20 protein-coding genes and 1 pseudogene are annotated in these 19205 nt (G+C 47.2%); 7 read left to right on the forward strand and 14 right to left on the reverse strand.

Annotated elements, in window-relative coordinates:
- The 4 genes and pseudogenes from HMPREF9069_RS09425 to HMPREF9069_RS09785 all read left to right on the forward strand — a co-directional run.
- Positions 1 to 205, forward strand: a 205-nt coding sequence (locus HMPREF9069_RS09425; RefSeq protein WP_021626520.1) for a hypothetical protein, incomplete at its 5' end; no start/stop codon positions are given.
- 424 nt (positions 206 to 629) lie between these two features.
- On the forward strand, positions 630 to 812 hold the full coding sequence (locus tag HMPREF9069_RS07005) for a hypothetical protein (RefSeq protein ID WP_156894182.1): 183 nt from the start codon (positions 630 to 632) through the stop codon (positions 810 to 812).
- A complete protein-coding gene (locus HMPREF9069_RS09725; RefSeq protein ID WP_021626522.1) occupies positions 799 to 921 on the forward strand; it encodes a hypothetical protein in 123 nt (40 codons plus the stop codon). Before HMPREF9069_RS07005 ends, HMPREF9069_RS09725 begins: the two co-directional genes overlap by 14 nt.
- 329 nt (positions 922 to 1250) lie before the next feature.
- Positions 1251 to 1352: pseudogene (locus tag HMPREF9069_RS09785) on the forward strand (hypothetical protein); the annotation flags it as partial.
- A gap of 312 nt (positions 1353 to 1664) precedes the next feature.
- Here the strand turns inward: HMPREF9069_RS09785 and HMPREF9069_RS07010 are convergent.
- From HMPREF9069_RS07010 to asnS, 10 genes are all read right to left on the reverse strand, one after another.
- Positions 1665 to 2477, reverse strand: a complete 813-nt coding sequence (locus HMPREF9069_RS07010; RefSeq protein ID WP_021626524.1) for a GntR family transcriptional regulator — start codon at positions 2475 to 2477, stop codon at positions 1665 to 1667.
- 18 nt (positions 2478 to 2495) lie between these two features.
- The gene (locus tag HMPREF9069_RS07015) at positions 2496 to 3473 is read right to left on the reverse strand and encodes an ABC transporter ATP-binding protein (RefSeq protein ID WP_021626525.1); all 978 of its coding nucleotides are present in this window, start codon (positions 3471 to 3473) and stop codon (positions 2496 to 2498) included.
- Positions 3466 to 4566 carry an ABC transporter ATP-binding protein gene (locus HMPREF9069_RS07020; RefSeq protein WP_021626526.1) on the reverse strand — a complete coding sequence of 367 codons (1101 nt, stop codon included), beginning with the start codon at positions 4564 to 4566 and terminating at the stop codon, positions 3466 to 3468. The genes HMPREF9069_RS07015 and HMPREF9069_RS07020 overlap by 8 nt, the downstream gene beginning before the upstream one ends.
- A gap of 9 nt (positions 4567 to 4575) precedes the next feature.
- Positions 4576 to 5589, reverse strand: a complete 1014-nt coding sequence (locus HMPREF9069_RS07025) for an ABC transporter permease (RefSeq protein WP_021626527.1) — start codon at positions 5587 to 5589, stop codon at positions 4576 to 4578.
- Positions 5590 to 5591: 2 nt separating this feature from the next.
- Positions 5592 to 6575, reverse strand: coding sequence for an ABC transporter permease (locus tag HMPREF9069_RS07030; protein ID WP_021626528.1), 984 nt, complete (start codon positions 6573 to 6575; stop codon positions 5592 to 5594).
- Positions 6576 to 6621: 46 nt separating this feature from the next.
- Positions 6622 to 8310, reverse strand: a complete 1689-nt coding sequence (locus tag HMPREF9069_RS07035; protein WP_021626529.1) for an ABC transporter substrate-binding protein — start codon at positions 8308 to 8310, stop codon at positions 6622 to 6624.
- Between the two features lie 75 nt (positions 8311 to 8385).
- Positions 8386 to 9210 carry a PfkB family carbohydrate kinase gene (locus HMPREF9069_RS07040; protein ID WP_021626530.1) on the reverse strand — a complete coding sequence of 275 codons (825 nt, stop codon included), beginning with the start codon at positions 9208 to 9210 and terminating at the stop codon, positions 8386 to 8388.
- A gap of 45 nt (positions 9211 to 9255) precedes the next feature.
- Positions 9256 to 10257 carry an SIS domain-containing protein gene (locus HMPREF9069_RS07045; protein WP_021626531.1) on the reverse strand — a complete coding sequence of 334 codons (1002 nt, stop codon included), beginning with the start codon at positions 10255 to 10257 and terminating at the stop codon, positions 9256 to 9258.
- A 439-nt stretch (positions 10258 to 10696) separates the two neighbouring features.
- Entirely contained in the window at positions 10697 to 11050 is a 354-nt protein-coding gene (locus HMPREF9069_RS07050; RefSeq protein ID WP_021626532.1) for a methionine--tRNA ligase subunit beta, read from the reverse strand.
- A 45-nt stretch (positions 11051 to 11095) separates the two neighbouring features.
- Positions 11096 to 12499: an asparagine--tRNA ligase gene (gene asnS / locus HMPREF9069_RS07055; RefSeq protein ID WP_021626533.1), complete on the reverse strand. Its 1404-nt coding sequence runs from the start codon at positions 12497 to 12499 to the stop codon at positions 11096 to 11098.
- Between the two features lie 159 nt (positions 12500 to 12658).
- On the opposite strand from asnS, the gene HMPREF9069_RS07060 reads away from it, so the two are divergent.
- Positions 12659 to 13465 (forward strand): DNA glycosylase, encoded by an 807-nt coding sequence (locus tag HMPREF9069_RS07060; RefSeq protein WP_021626534.1) that lies wholly within the window; start codon positions 12659 to 12661, stop codon positions 13463 to 13465.
- 112 nt (positions 13466 to 13577) lie between these two features.
- Here the strand turns inward: HMPREF9069_RS07060 and HMPREF9069_RS07065 are convergent, their stop codons facing one another.
- Both HMPREF9069_RS07065 and deoC read right to left on the reverse strand, forming a co-directional pair.
- Positions 13578 to 14120, reverse strand: a complete 543-nt coding sequence (locus HMPREF9069_RS07065; protein ID WP_035438776.1) for a cysteine hydrolase family protein — start codon at positions 14118 to 14120, stop codon at positions 13578 to 13580.
- Positions 14121 to 14234: 114 nt separating this feature from the next.
- Complete coding sequence (deoC, locus tag HMPREF9069_RS07070; RefSeq protein WP_021626536.1) at positions 14235 to 14966, reverse strand: deoxyribose-phosphate aldolase; 732 nt, start codon at positions 14964 to 14966, stop codon at positions 14235 to 14237.
- 205 nt (positions 14967 to 15171) lie between these two features.
- On the opposite strand from deoC, the gene HMPREF9069_RS07075 reads away from it, so the two are divergent.
- On the forward strand, positions 15172 to 15960 hold the full coding sequence (locus HMPREF9069_RS07075) for a GntR family transcriptional regulator (protein WP_021626537.1): 789 nt from the start codon (positions 15172 to 15174) through the stop codon (positions 15958 to 15960).
- 21 nt (positions 15961 to 15981) lie between these two features.
- Here the strand turns inward: HMPREF9069_RS07075 and HMPREF9069_RS07080 are convergent, their stop codons facing one another.
- Entirely contained in the window at positions 15982 to 16413 is a 432-nt protein-coding gene (locus HMPREF9069_RS07080) for a kinase/pyrophosphorylase (protein ID WP_021626538.1), read from the reverse strand.
- 138 nt (positions 16414 to 16551) lie between these two features.
- Positions 16552 to 17418, reverse strand: coding sequence for a YdcF family protein (locus HMPREF9069_RS07085; protein WP_021626539.1), 867 nt, complete (start codon positions 17416 to 17418; stop codon positions 16552 to 16554).
- A gap of 210 nt (positions 17419 to 17628) precedes the next feature.
- Between HMPREF9069_RS07085 and glmM the strand changes: the two genes are divergently transcribed.
- Positions 17629 to 18963: a phosphoglucosamine mutase gene (glmM, locus tag HMPREF9069_RS07090; protein WP_021626540.1), complete on the forward strand. Its 1335-nt coding sequence runs from the start codon at positions 17629 to 17631 to the stop codon at positions 18961 to 18963.
- Positions 18964 to 19205 lie beyond the last annotated feature (242 nt).

Consider the following 19205-nt stretch of genomic DNA (forward strand, 5'->3'; position numbering starts at 1 on the left):
TGCAGCTCAGATACTCGGAGATCTCTCCCAAGTTGCAGCTACAAAGCTTGAATCTAACTGGTGGGTCTTCGATCACCGCACAGACCTTACCGATGAGCTCTTCTCTGCCTTTGGTCTTGAGGTTCCTACCAGGTACATGCAGCTTAAAGACATTCGTCAGCTCGGTGCTAAAAAACATGCTTGGAAGGGTCTACAGAGCCTATAGTCACTACAAAGTGCAATAACTTAAATAGGATCATCTGCACAGGTAGACGGCCCTATTTGCTAAAATTTGCTTCGGAATTCGGGATATTATACACCCGCGAATAAAGTAAAGGATGCCAACAATAACACGCAGCTTACTGGTATGCTTACCTCAATTAACACCCCCTAAAGGTGATACACCTAGCAGCAATGATTCATCCTCCCTGTTCAACAGTGGTGCGATTGACTCAAAGGACACACTTTATGTCTCTACCACTAATGCACTAGGGCTATCAATCCTAAAAACCAGCCTTTCAATTATTTTGAAACAGCTGAGCGCACACTTGGCAAAGGTATCTCTTTAGGTGATGTTACTGCCGTAATCGACAAGATCACGAAAGGCAATGTCAAGGAAGAGTTCCATATTAAGAAAACGGGAGACATTCTTGGCGGCACTAAAGGTCATTTGGAACTCTGACGGCAATTTCGTTGCTGATGAGGGTGATAACACCATAGACGGAACCGAGGACGTCATCATCAATATACCTGTTGGTCTGACTAAATACGAAGCTACCACCCCAAAGGCAATCAAGGATAAAAAACAGCGTTATCTACGTGCTAGTCAATAAAGCAGATGGCATCCCTAGGCTGATGGGCGATTCAACAAAAGAGACAGGTGTTGTCAAAGAAAAACTCCAGACCATCAAGTATCTCTATGAACCTGTAAACGCAACGTAATTGTCCATTACGTTGACGAGAAGAGCCATACCATCTCAAAGGACGAGAAGATACTCCTGCTTCTCCAACAGGTACCCCGTATGATACTTCCGATGATCACAAGCCTACGACTATCGAATTTGAGGGCAAGACCTACGTGCTCGTTCCCAATAAGACCCAAGATAACGAGACGAGCAAGGTAGCCAAAGGTACCACCGAGGTTGCCTATATGTACAAAGGGATTATACCTGAAAAGCCGAATACGCCTCAAACTCCTACCAGGCCCAATGTACCAAAGACACTCACTACTCCAGCCAAACACCTCAAGGTAAGCTGCACTACCGCAGACAGGAGAGGACAGCCTCTCAGTAGCCGTAGCTCTTAACGCTGTTGTTGCTGCAGTTTTAAGTGCATGTGTCCTCTTACTCAAAAGAAAGCCTAAGGGCAACTAAACTTCCATAGATAGACATGCTCTACAACGTCTTCGATCCTTAAGAGACGCCGCTTTTTTCTAACAGGCTATGCCATATTGATACCAAGATCTGCTGAGCCACTATCATCGAAGCGCTACCGGCAACGGACGATCCCTTTCACATCTCCGAAAATGAAATTGCTTTTGTATAATCGCTTGAGCGCGACCGTCTAGGAAATTACAACCTCACCAAAACCGATATCAAGAACATAACCAATTAGAAGTTGCCCCAGCAAAATCAGAACTCATAGCAGCAGAACCTGGGTTTGCATCTGAAGGATAGGCAGTAGTACTACTTTACTGAAAGCGTGAATTCTCTACCATCATTTACAATAGACCCATCGCGATTAACGCGGAAATGATACGAAACGCGGTCACCACGCACGATTGACTTAGAGAAGTGCATAGGCTTACCATCAGCGCACCACATGACCTTACGTAATATAAACAGCGGCGCCCCCACCGCGCACTTCAGCAGCTGAGCCTCATCGGATCGCGCAATTGATGTGTCAATCGTAAGGTCTTCGATACCAAATGCCAAATGATAGTGCTTATCTACCAAGGAATAAAAAGAAACATCATCATGCATTAAATCAAGCAAGCCCGGACATATAGTGGGAGAAACATAGAGCTCGTCAATAGCTATCGGAAAATCTTCTTCCCTAATAAGGCGCCGGATAAATTGAACACCCTCCCCTTCGGCTACCTGAAGGCTTGCTGCAATAGAAGCACTTGCAGGAACAAGAGCTCGTTCATACACGTCATGGTGATTACTTTTCCATCCAGCGCCCTCGATAGAGGTAACCTTAATCACGTGCTTAGGAACCATAACAAATGTTCCACGTCCACGGATTTTCTTAAGCACACCATCCTCAACCAGATTCTGCACAGCACGACGAACCGTTATACGGCTTACTCCATACTGATTGCAAAGCTCTGACTCAGTTGGAATATGATCTCCTACTGCATATTCACCCGAGAGGACTTTCTGCCTGATATCGCTTTCAAGTGCAAGGTAGAGAAGACCGCCTGAACTGGTATCAACAATTTCTCCCAATGGGGTCACTGGATCAGTATGCTCTGCTTCTAGTAAGCTCTCATTCATAGATGACGTTCCTTACCGTCACTTTGTCCATTCCTCGTACTGACGCTGCGTTGCAAGAATAGTGTGCGTTTCTGTAACGCAATGAAGCGTTCCTTCTGTATAGGATATACCACTTGCCTCAGCATCATATACGAGTGGCTTCCTCACCCGTTCCGTAGACGGATTGCAACGAGGAATGGCAGATATAAGTGCGCGCGTATACGGATGAACAGGATGAGAGAACACTTCATCCGTAAGCCCTGCTTCAACAATATGACCAAGATGCATAACAGCTATCCGCTTTGAGATATAACGCACCATAGAAAGGTCGTGAGCAATAAACAGGTACGCCGCACCTGTCTCATCTTGTATATCTTTCATGAGATTAACTACCTGTGCCTGAATTGAAACATCAAGCGCCGAAATTGCCTCATCTGCAATAAGCAATTTAGGATTCATAATAAGTGCTCGTGCCAAACCAACGCGCTGGCGCTGACCGCCAGAAAACTGGCTCGGATAGCGATTTGCCTGCGAGCTAGAAAGACCAACTCTATCCATTATTGCATAGACGCGCTGTTCACGTTCTTTCTTATTCATATGAGGGAAATGAGCATCAAGTCCGGTAGCTATGGTATCAATGATTTTGCGGTATGGATTAAGTGATGCCATAGGGTCTTGGAATACCATCGACATATTTGACCGAAGACGACCTGTCACATCACAGTTAAGCTTTCCTGAGATATCATCTCCGTCAAAGGTAATTGAACCCGCAGTAATCTCATCAAGCCGAATTACTGCTCTACCTGTTGTTGATTTACCTGACCCTGATTCTCCTACTAAGCCAAATGTCTCACCCGGCATAATGTCAAATGAAATATCATCGACAGCCTTTACCACATTGCCACCAGGAATTTTAAAGTACTGCTTTAAATTGCGTACACTCAGGATGGGTTGCTTTTCGGTCATCTTGACTGTATGAGGCATATCAGCTGTAACTGCTGCTTTACTATCATTCATAGCCGATATCCTCGCTTCCCTTCAGCTGCGCAATGCGCACCCTCAACTGCTCTGGCATCTCGATCTTTGGAGCCCGCCCATCAAGCAACCAAGTTGCCGCCCAGTGATGATTGTTTACATCAAAGCACGGTGGTTCTTTTTCAAAATCAATTTCAAGTGCAAAGGGATTGCGCGGCGCAAATGCATCCCCCACAATTTCGTTGAGCATATTGGGTGGATTACCCTTAATGGTATACAGACGAGCTTCTGTTTTGGACAAGACAGACGGCATGCTTGAAAGCAGACCCCAAGTATAGGGATGGCGTGGGTCAAAAAAGATATCTTCCGAGGTGCCTGCCTCCACAATTTTGCCCGCATACATAACATTGACGTAGTCTGCCACTTTAGCAACAACACCCAGGTTATGCGTAATAAAAATAACTGCAACGTGAGTCTTGCGTTGAATTTCAAGTATAAGTTCAAGAATACGAGCCTGTATGGTTACATCAAGTGCTGTAGTAGGCTCATCACAAATCAAAAGCTCAGGATTGCATGAAAGAGCAATAGCAATAACCACGCGCTGTCGCATACCACCCGAAAGTTGATGAGGATAGCTTTTAAGACGAGCCTCAACATCGGTGATTCCTACAAGATCTAAGAGTTCAACGCAACGCTCGTGCAGTGCTTTACCAACTAGGTGCTGGTGGTAGGTAATGCCTTCTGCAAGCTGTCGCTCAATGGTCATGGTAGGATCAAGCGAAGTAAGCGGATCCTGGAACACCATGGCAATATGGTTACCCTTGAGCTTCGTCATTTCACCGTCTGAAAGAGATATCAAATCAACAATACGCCTTTCGCCCTTCTCGTCCGTATAGATAAACTCAGCGCTTCCACCCTCAATAACCTCGTTATGGGACCGAATACCCATAACTTGTTTGACAGTAACCGATTTACCACTTCCCGATTCTCCGACGATAGCTACGGTCTCGCCACGATACACATCAAGATTTACGCCACGGACCGCATGTACCACACCGTTTGCCGTATTAAAGGAAATCCGCACGTCACGCATCTTGAGTATGCGTTCGCGTGTTGAGCTGTTGTGAGCATCCATGACGAGTACCTATGCCCTTTCTGGGTCAATGGCATCACGGAGGCCATCGCCAAATAGATTGAATCCCAACATAAGAACCGCTAATACTAGAACTGGCGCAACCACCATATGGGGATACACCATGGCAGACTTATAACCATCGTTAATCATGGTTCCTAGCGATGCGATGGGGGCAGGGACGCCAAGGCCTACAAAGGCGAGAAATGCCTCAAGGAATATGGCGTTAGGAATGGAGAACATAAAAGTCACGACAATTTGAGACAACGCATTGGGAAGGATTTCTTTAAAAATAATGGACCACGAGCTTGCCCCTAACGTACGTGCTGCCAAAGCAAACTCCTGATTCTTAAATTTAAGAACCTGCGCACGAACAATGCGGCTCATATCGATCCAACCCGTAATGAACAGGGCAATGACAATATTACTGAGTCCTGGTTTCATCACAACAATCATGAGCGTTACAATGACCAACTGTGGAATAGAGCTCAGAACCTCGGTAAATCGCTGCATTAAGATGTCTATTTTTCCGCCAAAATATCCTGATATGAGACCATATATAACACCAATAAGTACATCGATAATAACGGCGACAAATGCAATGGTTAAGGAAATACGTGTACCTGTCCATACGCGCACCCAAATATCGCGACCAAGGTTGTCAGTACCAAAGAAATGGTACTCATCAGGACAGCCCGCTTTAGTATAGGCATCAACATCTCCCACTGTCCCGTCAAAGATACCGAACGCTTCAATGCCTGGAATCCGCGGCGGAAGATTGGTTTGTCGCGAATTAACATCTGAAAATGTATAAGGGCTAACCATAGGACACACAATAGCCATAACAACAATAACAGCAATAATCACAACACTTATGGCTGCGCCCCTATTGGCAAGAAATCGATGCAGTGTCTCACGGACATATGAATAGTTAACGTATTCTCGCTCATCAGCTTCACTATGATCTGAGGAAGCAAGGCTAAAAAGTGTTTCTTCATTGGTTAACTCTTTTGTAGAGGTATTCATTACTAGTCGCTCCCTCCCGCAATACGAATTCTTGGATCAACTACCACATACAAAATGTCAACCAAGAGCATAGACAGAATAAATATCACGCTGTAGATAAAGCTAATAGCCAGCACAACGTTATAATCGTTTGACTGTATGGCCGTAATATATAGACTTCCTAAGCCCGGTATGGAGAAGAGCTTTTCCATAACCAGACTGCCTGACATCAAGCTAACCAACATGGGCACAAATACGGTTAACACGCTGATGAGCGTATTTCGAATAACATGGTGCGTAATAAGCAATCCCCCAGGAAGCCCTTTTGATTTTGCAAGAAGCATGAAATCAGAATCAAGAATTGAAACTATTTCAGATCTTGTATAGCGCTCGACACTTGCCAAAGGAAACATGGAAAGTGCTATAACCGGTAGCACAGCCGACCTAATTGGATCAGAAGCGCTAAAAAGAATGGGGAACCATCCAAGTTTGAAGCCAACAAAGTAAGACAGTCCCAAGGCAAATACAAAAGATGGTAGACTCACACCTAAGACCGCAATAATAGTTGCGGCGGTATCCCAACCAGAGCGCTGCTTAAGTGCAGCAAGAACACCTAGAAGGAAGCCAGCTATAGCTCCAACTACACCTGCGGCAAAGCCGATACCCAGCGTAGTAACAATACGGGGACCTACCATCCGCGCAATAGGCATATTGGTTTGGATGTTGTAGGACACACCAAAATCGCCATGCAACATATTCCATACATACAGGAAGAAGCGTTCTAGCACGGGCTTATCAAGCCCGTAGTGTGCTCTCAATGCTGCAATTTGATCGGGTGAAAGTTTCTCCTCATTGTTAAACGGTGAGCCCGGCATAAGTGAGAGGAGCATAAAGAGGATAAACAGAATGAGAAATAAGGTAACAACCGCTATGGCAAGTCTTTCAGCTACATAGTGCCCCATTGCACTCGATTGCCCCCTTTGTTTCTTCATCACTGCCTGAGCCATAGCTGACCCCTCCTAAAATCCAATCAAACTAAGAAACTTCGCTACTTCAGCTCTTGGTTACAAATTTGTAGTAGCAAGGAATACCTGTAATATGTGCTGTTATGCCATGCGTAGATGCATTGGTAAGGGCTGCCAGACCTGTCTGGTAAATAGGAATACACACTGCTTTCTCAGTACAAATCTCATTGCAACGCATCAGTTCATCCCAACGGGCGTCTGCGTTACCAGCATCCGTGGTATTTGCAGTGTCATAGGTTGAATCAAACTCGTCATCTGCCCAGTTACTATAGTTTGAGGGATGATCGCTACGATACATAGCAAGAATAGCAGTAGGATCAGAGTAGTCAGGACCCCATGCATGGAAGATAACTTCGTAATCTCTCTTGCCCTCAAGGTCAAGGCGATTCTTCTTAGGTGTTGACTGCAGGTTAATAGTCAGACCTTCAAGAAGCTTCTGTACGGTATCCTGAATGTAGGCACAGGTGGTCTTTGCGAATTCCTTTTCCTCGTCATAGATAATAGTAATCTCGCGCAGATCAGTTTCTTGCTTTGCTTGCTTCCAGGCCTCTTTAGCCTTTTCTTCATCGTAGACATAGAGCTGTGGACTTGCCGTGGCAAAGTCTTTGCCTGCTTCATTGGCAAAAAGACCTACCATACACATTTGGTTAACAGGCGTCGATCCATCTTTCAGGATGCTATCGCAGATGTCATCACGGTTAAGCGCGTAGGCAAGTGCCATACGGAAGTTCTGATTATCCAAGCCTTTCTTTTTGGTGTTAATCATCAAATAGTAGTTAAAGATACCGGGCGTATCCGTAAACGCTGAATCGTTTTCATACTGGAAAACAAGATCACCTGTCAGTTCGACGTAGTCAACATCTCCCTGCTCATACGACATAACTGCCTGCTGGGTATCGGTAATAACCTTAAAGGTAACGCTTGGAATCGCAACATTTTCCGCGTCCCAGTAATCTGGGTTCTTCGTGATAGTAAATTGATTACACGAAGATTCATATTCAGTAAGGGTAAAGGGACCACAGTAGAGCATGTCGTCCTTTGTAAGTGCAAAGTCTGCTCCCTTCTCCTCACGAAATGCCTTCTGAACAGGAGCCCAAGGCGTGAAAGCCAAAATGTCAAACAGGAATGGTACAGGATGCTCAACTTCAATCACGATGGTCTTCTTGTCAGGTGCAGAAATACCAAGTTCGCTTACATCTGCTTTGCCCGCAAGTACTGCAGCATAATTCTTAATAGCTGCCATCTCGATCTGATACTGAAAGTCAGCGGCACCATTATCTGCTACGGCATTACGCTGCCACGCATAAATAAAGTCATCGGCAACAAGGTCATCACCGTTTGACCACTTGAGCCCATCGCGCAAGGTCAAAGTAAAGGTCAGCTGATCATCAGAGACGGTATATTCTTTGCAGAGACCGTTTTGAATCTCAGCGTTCTCATCTTTTACAAACAGTCCCTCACATACATTTGAGATGATGCACATAGAGATGGAGTCACCAGCAACAATGGGATCAAGTGCAATAGCTGCACCCGCTACCGCAATGTTTACGCCTGTGCCTGCTGACGTAGCGCCAGGAGCACTACCCGATCCGGCATCACTTTTTGATGAAGAACCACATGCTGCAAGTGAAGCAGCCATAAACGCAAGGCCTGTTGCACCAGCACCTTTCAGAAATTCTTTACGAGAAATAGTTGGAATACCAAACTTAAAGTTCATGCTGTCCTCCCGTTAACTTCGCCTTGTGTTTTGTCTCTTACAGATTTATGATGCATTGCTTTACTGTGCGCCCGCTTAAATCATGCCGCCTGAATGACCAAATGCCCCCCTGATGGTGCAGGTTTTTGCCGAGCATTCAGACGCAAATACCATTGCCGCCTGTATGTCATAGGTATCAAAGTATCTGACAAGAAATGCAGCAGCATAGGAATCGCCTGCACCCAATGTATCAATTGCATTCACTGACGTAATGCCTTGCTCATACATGTTGGTACCGTCAGAGCAAATGCTTCCACGTACTCCCATGGTCATCACCACCAGTGGGCAACCGCAGCCGTGTGCAGCAGAAATCAACATACGGACTTCGGACTCATCAAGTCCTTCTCCTGAGAAAAAAGCTAAATCGATATGGGGACATACCCGCTGCAAACGTCTTTCACTTCTATCCGTTGAAAAATCATACGAAAGCTTAACGGCCTGATGAAGCGAGAAAAGATCACTATCAACATCAGCTTCGTTGGTGGTATGACATACATCGAATGTAGAAAGCAAATCAAAGTCACGTGGCGAAAATGACAACTTAACCAGATGCGGATAACAATCGCGCTCTGTTATGGGGCTATGAAGGAAGCTGCGTTCACCATTGACGATACGAATACCTGGTCGTGGAGTATCTGCATACACGACACGGCAGCGGTCGGTCCCAACATCTAAGGTATCAAGTAACTGCCGAAGATATGAAGCATAGGCATCATCCCCAAAGATTCCAAGATAGGAGCTCTTCTCGGCGCCGTCTGCTTTTGCATCTACAGCAACATTAATTGCCTGGCCACCTGGGAAAAAGATGTGCTCATCATAATAACAATCTGCCGTATTGTCGCCGAGAGAAATGAGTCGCATAGAGTCTCTCCTATCTCAAAAACATCGCGAAAAACTATGGGATGATTAGTACTCCATTTGCCACATATAGCGACGGACAGAAAGCGCATGGCCACGATCATGCGCAAGTGCATCAACCATGACACGTACAACAGCGCCTAAAACCTCAGTAGCGATGAGTTCTTCGACATCCGATGAGAAAGTGCCCAGCATTGAGAAATCAAAGTCCTTCTCATCAATTGCAAGTACATGATCTGAATACTTCTGCACAAAGGCATACGCACGCTCATCAAGATGGCGTGTGGCACCATTAGAGAGCGCAATGACGAACGGCACATCGTAGTCGGTAACCTCAAATGGCCCGTGGAAGTACTCACCGGTATGAATACACCCGGAGTGGAGCCACTGCATTTCCATAAAGAAACAGGCCGATAGCGAATACATCTCACCATACGGAGCGCCAGAGCCCATGGTATAAATAATCTTTGCACGCTTGTTGGCATTAGCCCATGCTAACAACTTGTCGCGATAGAGATTTGAAGCGGTTTCCTTAACAGCTGCCAGACCATCGATAGCCTTATCTCCTGCTTGCCATTGCGCAGCATGTTCAGAATCAAGAAGCGCGAGCAGCCTAAACCAGAGACACAGCATAACCGATCCGCCCTTATCACAATCCTCTGCTCCCTCTCCGTGGTCATAGTGGATGGGATGGGTACTTGCTTTCCAGAGCGGGGAATCTACTACATTGGAGAACGCAATAGAAATAGCACCGGCATCACTTGCTTTCTGGGCAGCTGTTACCGTTTCGGGCGTAGTGCCAGAATGTGAGCAGGTGATAACAACAGAAGAAGAGTCAAAGCCTTTCGGGGTACCGTAATTAAACTCATTCGACGTATAAATAGATGCGGGAATAGAAAGCGTACGATCAAAGATGTACTGAGCAGGCATCATGCTTGCTTGCGATCCTCCGCAAGCAACAAAGAAAATATGTTGCACTCCTCCGTTTTGCAGCTTTTCGCGAACTGCTTCGACAGCTGAGACAACTTGCGCGATATGTTCTTCCTTCATAACATCCTCCTAACTCAATACCAATACGCTGACATCAAACAGATTTTCTATTATGACGTCATATAATGTATATAATGCGATATAATCTATTGTCAAGTAAAAACCCGCCAACGAAACAACTAAGAGCCTATTCGAAACAAAAGAGCAATCCAGTAGGTAATTGCACGTGGCGTAGGTACTGGAACTGCTAAGGTAAACGGAGCTCTTTGATAAGGCTTCTTGCGGCAGATAAGGCCTGTGATGGCTTGATGCAGCCTGCTAACATCCATCAGCTTGGTACCGAGAAGGATGACTGGAAGGGTCTACCAAGTCAGTAGCCACTACAAAGTATACGAACCTGAATAAGGCCGCCTACCATGCAGATAGACGGCCTATTTTGCCAATATGTGTCTCGGAACGCGTAATATTTATTTCAAAAGGTAACTCGTCAACTAACAAACTAGCTCAAACGAGTGCCTGCAGGAACGTCAAAGTCAGGAATTGCCAACGCGGGTGGACGTAGACCATCGTCGTAACCCAAGTCCAGCAAAAGCCCTTCTGACATCTCGCCTGCCATTTTGTGCGGAGCCATATTCACGACAAAGAGGCACTTTTTGCCTACAACACTTTGAGGATCACGATTCTCATCTTTAAAACCAGAAAGAATCTGGCGCGTAAAATCACCAAAATCTGCTGTAATTTTTACAAGCTTTTTGGACTTAGCAACATCCTCAACCGAGGTAATGAGGCCAACACGGATATCAAGCTTGTCAAAATCGTCATAGCTAATTTCTGGTTTAACAGGCTCACTCATATAAAGTTCCTTTCCATCCGGTGACCAGTCTAACTGCTAACTCAACTAAAACTCAGCATTACCCACTGTGCGAGGATGAGGTAACACATCACGAATATTATCGACACCTGTGAGATACATCACCAGGCGCTCAAAGCCCAAACCATAACCCGCATGGTGACAACCACCGTAACGCCGCAGATCAAGGTAATACTTATACTGATCGGGATTCATACCCAGCTCCTTGATGCGAGATTCAAGAATATCAAGGCGCTCCTCACGCTGAGAGCCACCGATAATCTCGCCAATACCTGGCACCAAACAATCCGCTGCAGCAACCGTCTTGCCATCGTCATTCAGGCGCATATAAAAGGCTTTAATCTCGCGCGGGTAATCAGTCACAAACGTCGGTCGCTTAAAATACTTCTCGGTCAAATAGCGCTCGTGTTCGGTCTGCAGGTCAATACCCCACTCAACAGGATATTCAAACTTAGTACCCTCAGAGACAGCCTTCGTCAAAATCTCCACTGCCTCGGTATAGCTTACGCGTGCAAAGTCAGAGCTTGCCACATGCTCCAGGCGCTCGCGTAGACCCTTATCGATGAACTTATTAAACATCTCAATCTCATCAGGGCAATGGTCAAGTACATAGCGAATAACATACTTGAGCATATCCTCAGAATTTTGCATCTCATCAGTAAGATCCGCAAAAGCCATCTCGGGCTCAACCATCCAAAACTCTGCTGCATGACGACGAGTGTTGGAATTCTCTGCACGGAAAGTCGGACCAAAAGTGTAGATGTCACCAAAAGACAGGGCAAAGTTCTCGCCCTGAATCTGACCAGACACGGTAAGATTTACCGATTTGCCAAAGAAGTCCTGACTCCAATCAACGCTGCCATCCTCTAGACGCGGCGGGTTAGCTACGTCAAGTGTTGTCACGCGGAACATCTCGCCAGCACCCTCGGCATCACTTGCAGTAATGATGGGCGTATGCACATAAACAAAGCCACGCTCCTGGAAAAAGCGGTGAATTGCATAGGCCGTCACGCTGCGCACGCGAAAAATCGCACGAAATAAATTGGTACGACTGCGCAGATGCTGCTGGGTACGCAGAAATTCCTTGGGCTGACGCTGCTTTTGCAAAGGATAATCATCAGCACAGGCACCTTCAACAATAATCTCACTTGCCTGCAGCTCAAAAGGCTGAGGACGGTCGGGAGTCAGCTCAAACTTACCGCGAACAATGAGTGCTGTACCGGTGCCACAAGCGGAAATTTCGTCATAGTTGACAAGACCATCACGCTGCATAACCACCTGCAGGTCCTTAAAGCAGCTGCCATCATTAAGCACAACAAAGCCAAAATTTTTCATATCGCGAACGGAACGAACCCAACCGGCAACGGTAATATCACGTCCACCAAACTCATCTTTATCAGCAAATAGCTGTGCGATCTTAGTACGATTCACGTTTTCCTCCCTGGCATGCGGCGCAAATATCCGCGCTAAGCATTAACTTTTCTAGCGTATCGCAAATAGCCTCCTTATGACAGCTCGGAGTCCAAGTTAGTCTGCACTATCTGCTAACTCGCGTTATCCTGCAGATAAACGACACGGAAAGAGGTGCGTATGGCAAGCTTTACGGTCAAGGACTTCTCACTTTCTGCCATCGCAAAAAGTGGACAGGTGTTCACTTGGCATGCGGTTCAAAAAGCAGATGCCACAAGCTACCTCATTGCATCGGGCCAACAGCGATGTTTGGCGCAGCAGACAGATGATACGCTGTCACTAAGCCAGCCTGACGGCGGCAAACTTTCTGCGAAAGAATTGAACTATTGGCGCCACTACCTCGCACTCGATGATAACTATGCACTTATGCAAGCAGAACTTATTGCCTCGGGACTTCTCAAACAAGAAGTGCTCAAGACACAGCAAGGCATACGTGTGCTTTATCAGAACTGGTGGGATGTTGCTGTGAGCTTTGTCATCAGTCAAAACTCCTCTATCACGCGCATTCAGCATACTATGGACTTGCTGATGAAGCAGGGCAATCCCGTTGGCTGCGTTCCAACAGCTTCTCGTCTTTTAGAAATTCTGGGCGATGAAACACTTTGTTCGAGGCTCAAGCTTGGTTATCGAAAACCCTACCTACAGTCTCTGGCAACGCAGGTTGTAAGGGGCTGGCGGCCATTATCTCTTACTCGCCCCTATGCAGCCCTTTCTGCACAGATGGCCGAACTTCAAACTCTTCAAGGCATCGGTCCCAAAGTTGCAAGCTGCATCTGCCTCTATGGCCTAGGCTATCTAGAAGCAGTGCCCCGCGATACCTGGATAAAGAAAGCCGAACGAGACTATGGTTTTGTGTGGCATGAGCGTCTTGGCGGCGTGCAGCAGCAGTTTGTTTTTGCTTGGATGCGCGAGCGAGCAAAACGTTAAAAGCCTAGCAAAACAGGTCTACCATCAGGAAGCAATGTCCCAGTAGACAAACTGATGGTAGAACGATTGGCAGTCCTGCAAAATCAGGTCTTAGCTACTATACTAATGCGAGCTACACACCTTGCACCTGACAACTACGCATAGTGACAAGTGCAGCCTCATGCGCTGATGGCGTTACCCCAGCACAGCAGCTTGGATCAACCGATACCGTTACCTCAGGCAATGCCGCCTTGGCAAGCAAAGCATTGGAGACGACACAAATATCTGTGCACAAACCAATAAACTCGACTTCAATGTGCGTACCAGAAAGCACAAGCTCACGGGCATCTTCTTCTACCAGCGCCTGAGCCAAAGCCATAGAACCAAAGCTTGGCTTGTCAAAAATACGTGCTTCAGAACTCAACGCCGCAGCCACCTGCGGGCAAATTTGCCAGCCTTTGCTGTCCTTGATGCAATGCTCCACTGGCAAATGAGAGCCTTCCTGGGTCTGAAGATAGTCAACAGAATGCGTATCTCTTGTTGCCCACACACAATCAGCGGGATACGTAGCGATCTTCTTGACTACCGCAGGAACAATCGCCTGAGCCTCAGGTGTTCCCAAAGCCCCATCAACAAAGTCATTTTGCATGTCTACCACAACAAGGATTTTTTTCATCGCTCCCCCAGCCACGACGTCTACGACAAAAAGATGCACGGACCTAAAGCCCGTGCATCTAGTGTTCCATAAATTCATGTAGATGAACAGAAATATTTTGGATCAAACACCGTCCTATGCTTGGTGCTTTGCCTCCTCAGGAGTCATGCCCAGCACAATAGGAGTCGAACGATAACCAACACCCATGCGGTCAATGCCCATGTCGATGAGCTCAAAGAAGTGCTCCTGGGTACGGATGGCACCAGAACCCTTGACCTTAATCTTGCCCTCACCAGCCTCCATCATGGCTGCGACAACCTCGTTGGTGGCACCAACACTGGGAACACCCGTCACAAAACCCGTGGAGCTCTTGATGAAATCAGCACCTGCGGCAATTGCGCAACGCGTACCATCAGCGATCTGCTCGGGGGTCAAGAAGTCTGTCTCGATGATGACCTTTACCTTGGTGCCGTACTTGTGGCAAGCCTCTACTGTCGGCTTGAGGTCAGCAATGACAAAGTCCAAATCGCCAGAGCGAAGACGACCATAATTGGCAACAATATCGAGGTCTTCGATATTCCACTTGGAGCAATACTCCTCAGCAAGCAGAGCCTTTGCCTCAGTAGTAGCCAGACCAAAGGGGAAGTCGCAAACAACACAAAGGCCCGTATCTGTGCCCTCAACCATAGGAGCTACGATAGGCAGTGATGCAGGATTGATGCAGATGGTGGCGCAGCCAAAGTCGATGTCTTCCTGTGCGTATTTCTTGATCTCGTCTACAGTGAATTCAGGTTTGAGCACAGACTGGTCAATGTAGCGTGCAAGCTCGCGCTCGGTCATCTCTGCTGCCTTCTTGCTGGTCTTCATAACGCTCTCCCTTCTTGGGCTTCGCCCCATGCGAAACTGTTTTCTGAGTTTGCAAAATGTATGCTTATTTGCGTATGTTTTGCTTGGTTAGAACTTTATCAGCCTCCAAGCGCAATAAAGCTAATCTGCAATTTTTAAATAATTTGTACGGTACATAGCTCTGCGTTCACGCTACACTGACAACAGCCAAACCAGAGGAGCCCCAATGAACGCCCTTGAAACCCTTTGTGCCACGCCCCTTGACCCAGAATCCCCCGAGCCACTCTATATGCAGCTTAAGCAGCGTATTTTGCAACTAATTGCCGCCCATGGTTTCGATGTTGATGAGCCTTTGCCCAGCGAGATGCTCCTTTGTGAAAAACTCAATTTGTCTCGTGCAACAGTACGGCGTTGCTTTAAGGACTTAGTAGATTCGGGTCGTGTCATCCGACGTCGGGGCCAAGGGAGCTTTATATCGCTGCAACCCACAAACCAAGGTCTCGATACCATTTTTAGCTTCTCAAATGAGATGAAAAACTCTGGCCAAAAACCCACCTCACGCGTCATAAGCTTACAGCGTCGTGTAGTCGCACCAAGCATCGCCAAACACTTACACGTACGCAGTGACACAGAAGTTTGGGAGATTCGACGTCTGAGAATGGGTGACGGCAGACCTATTCGCTTAGAAACCGCCTATATTCCTGTCGACATTTGCCCCAATCTCAGCCGTGATGACCTTGTGTCATCCCTTTATGCACATATTGCAGAAGCATCAGGAGGTCTGCCCGAACGCGCTGAGGAGATCTACGAAGCTGTTGCCTTGGATTCCAGAGAAGCAAAACTACTTGACGCGCAGGCAGGTGCTCCCGCCATGCGCGTCATTCGTGTCACTATTGATAATTTTGGTCGTGCATTCGAGGCTTCAGTACTCATTTGGCCTGGTACAACCACGCGACTTGCCGTAACCACTACCAGCAACTCAGTTGCAGTCAAGCGTATAAGTGCGAGAAGATAATGCCATGATCAGTTCTTTGCACTAAGCAAGGGTACGAGCATCTAGACTTTGTGTCACACAACTTTCGCGCTCAACAAAAAGCCCTGGGATATTGAGTGGTTCTTCCTCGAGCAACTGAGACAATATGGTCATCGCTGGTCCCAGCAGATCTACCGAGGGAAGCGCGTGAGCAGCAAGCTCTGCTTGCAACTCACGGCGGAGTTCGGGGTCGAGAATGGTATGGAAGAAAACTGTCTGAGCCTCAGGCACTAGACTCTGCTTGAGGTATGTCTTGAATTGGGCGATGTTAGTCACGTGTGACAAGCAGGAAATTTGCACCTTGCCGCGAACAAACTGAACGGCCGCTGCCTCCACTACGGCAGTTGCAGTTTTTCCAAGCGAGTCTGAAATCACATGAACAACGATAGCTTCCTGCTGCAGTTCCTGGCTGTTCTTGTCCTGCGTTGCACTCATGAGAACCCCTCTTTCCTATCTTGCTATTTATATGTACTTTTCAGTACATTTCTGCTGAATCAAGATTAAGGGATAGGAGTAACTATAGAAGCTAACAGGCCTTTTTTATCTATTTGTACGGTACATAGAACTCTTAGGTTATGACTCTTGAGGCTGTGCATAGTCAGCGAAAGCCTTACGAATACTCTCAGGAAATTCCTTCGCAAGGCACGCAAATGCAGCCTCAACCTCCGCAGGTATATCCACATGTGCAAGGAAACCTTTACCTTGTGGACCATATCCGTTTTCATCATCGCGCAGACGAGGAATCTCCCCCATCAACAACGATAGATAGCGGCGCATGCTCCACATCCCCAAGGGTTGCTTCACAAAATCAAGTCCTACAATTGCCTCCACGGCATCATCGCCTGCCGCAGCATCGTCGCCTGCCGCAGCATCGTCGCCTGCGTCTGTAGGAACAACCTCAACCTGGTAGCTGGCGTAATTAATAACTTCAACCTCAGGCATTTCTTTGGCACACTCAGCCGCCATACGCAACTGCATTGTCAAATCCTGAGAGATGATCATTGTCCGACAAGGTATCTCATGCTCGGAAAGCAAATCTCGCAAGAATATTACGTTGTTCCCACAGTTCGTCGACCTAGTTTCTAGCAAATCAGCTTCAAGCTGATATTGCTTCTCAATATATGCTTCAAATATTTCCGCTTCACTCGCCTCATCCGAAAACTGCAAATCAGGGCATAAACGACGTACTCGCGCACGGAATGTCTGTGTTGTATGGCCTGCCCCGCCCACAATTATGTAGCGTTTTGCCACTTTCGCTCGTATTGCTTGAGCAAGCAGATTTCCGCCAGCAAGGATCGAACCACCAAAAAGTACAAATACGTCTACCTGCAAATCTCCCGTCAACTCAGCTACTGCCACCTGACTCAGCTCACGCAGGTCGCGTCGGCCCAAAAAGGTTGCAAGCATGTTCATATCTGCAGCTATATCCTGGGTGTTCATGTCACTCCATTCTGCTTGCGAATTCTATTATTCTGTTTTTCGATACGCCAATCTACTCTACTGCAAACCGCTGCAAATACAGTTTTGCTCTAATTTACAGTTTTGCTCTAATCCGTAGATATCGCGGGCATTGCTGCGCATTAGATTCAAAACGCTAAAATATGGCGCGAACGCTTTTGGCGGAGTACCTGAACATAAAAAGGAGCTCAAATGAAATACTTCGGCACTGATGGTTTCCGCGGCAAGGCAAACGAAGGTCTCACGGTTGAGCATGCATTCAAGATTGGCCGCTACATTGGCTGGTATTACGGTCTACGCACGGGTCGTAAAGCGCGCATCGTGGTGGGCAAAGACACCCGACGCTCCAGTTATATGTTTGAGTATGCTATTGCATCGGGCCTAGTAGCAAGTGGTGCAGACGGTTATCTGCTGCATGTCACCCCCACTCCTTCTGTGAGCTATGTTGTTATTGATGGTGGTTTTGACTGTGGTATCATGATTACCGCTAGCCACAACCCCTATCAGGACAATGGCATCAAACTTGTCAATCGTGATGGCTTCAAGATGGAGCCCGAGATCCTCGAAAAAGTTGAGGAATACATCGATGGTAAGGTCGAGGTTCCTTTGGCTACAGGTGATGCTATCGGCCGCACTATCGACCATGAAGCAGGCCGTGAACGCTATCTCAACCATTTGATCGCTACCGCAAACTTCCGTCTTGATGGCATGAAAATTGGACTAGACTGCGCAAATGGCGCAAGCTGGACTGTTGCCGAGCGCGTCTTTACCAACCTCGGTGCTGAGGTTCACGTCATCAATGACACGCCAAACGGCTTTAACATCAATGTCAATTGTGGCTCCACGCATATCTCTACGCTGCAAGATCATGTCCGTGGCAACCTGCTGGATTGTGGTTTTGCTTTTGACGGTGATGCCGACCGCTGCATCGCAGTAGACGAGCGAGGCGAGGTTGTAGACGGCGACCTAACGCTGTTTCTCTGCGGTAAATACTTAGATGAGCTGGGTAAACTCCCCGATCACATGGTTGTTGCTACCGTAATGAGCAACCTAGGTTTCTTCAAGGCTTGTGAGGCCAACGGTCTCAAGACGGCCCAGACTGCAGTCGGTGACAAGTACGTCCATGCCTGCATGCGCGAGAATGGCTACAAACTAGGTGGCGAACAATCTGGTCACGTAATTTTCTCTGACTATGAGGTTACGGGCGACGGCATCATGACTGCCCTGCGTATCCTTGAGGTTATGGTCAAAAAGAACAAGTCTCTCTCCGAACTCACCGCTCCTGTAACGATTTTCCCACAAGCACTGGTCAATGTACCTGTCTCTGACAAAGAACATGCACTTAATCACGATAGTGTTAAGACTGCAATTGCCGCAGTAGAGGCAAAACTTAACGGTAACGGTCGCTTGCTCGTGCGCCCCTCAGGTACTGAGCAGCTTGTCCGCGTCATGGCTGAGGCCCCCACTCAGCGGGAGTGCGAAGAGGCAGTTGCTCCTGTAGTCGAGGCGCTAAAGACCCTAGATTAGCCCTATAGATAGGTAGCAGCATCTAAGCAGAAATATGTGTCTGGGCGTATGTCTTGTCTACGCCCCAAGCTATCCCAATCTCAGGTTGGGATAGCTTATTTGCTAGGTCTTCTAGCTGTGTACCTATGCAAAACTAGGCAGAAGCAGGATGTGCGGAAAAGTACACGTCCACGCTATCAGCCCGCCTTGTAGCAGCGCATCGTGTGGCAGAAGCCACGTTTCATTTCACGCCAGATGCCAAA

The organism is Atopobium sp. oral taxon 810 str. F0209, assembly GCF_000466405.1.
GTDB lineage: Bacteria > Actinomycetota > Coriobacteriia > Coriobacteriales > Atopobiaceae > Olegusella.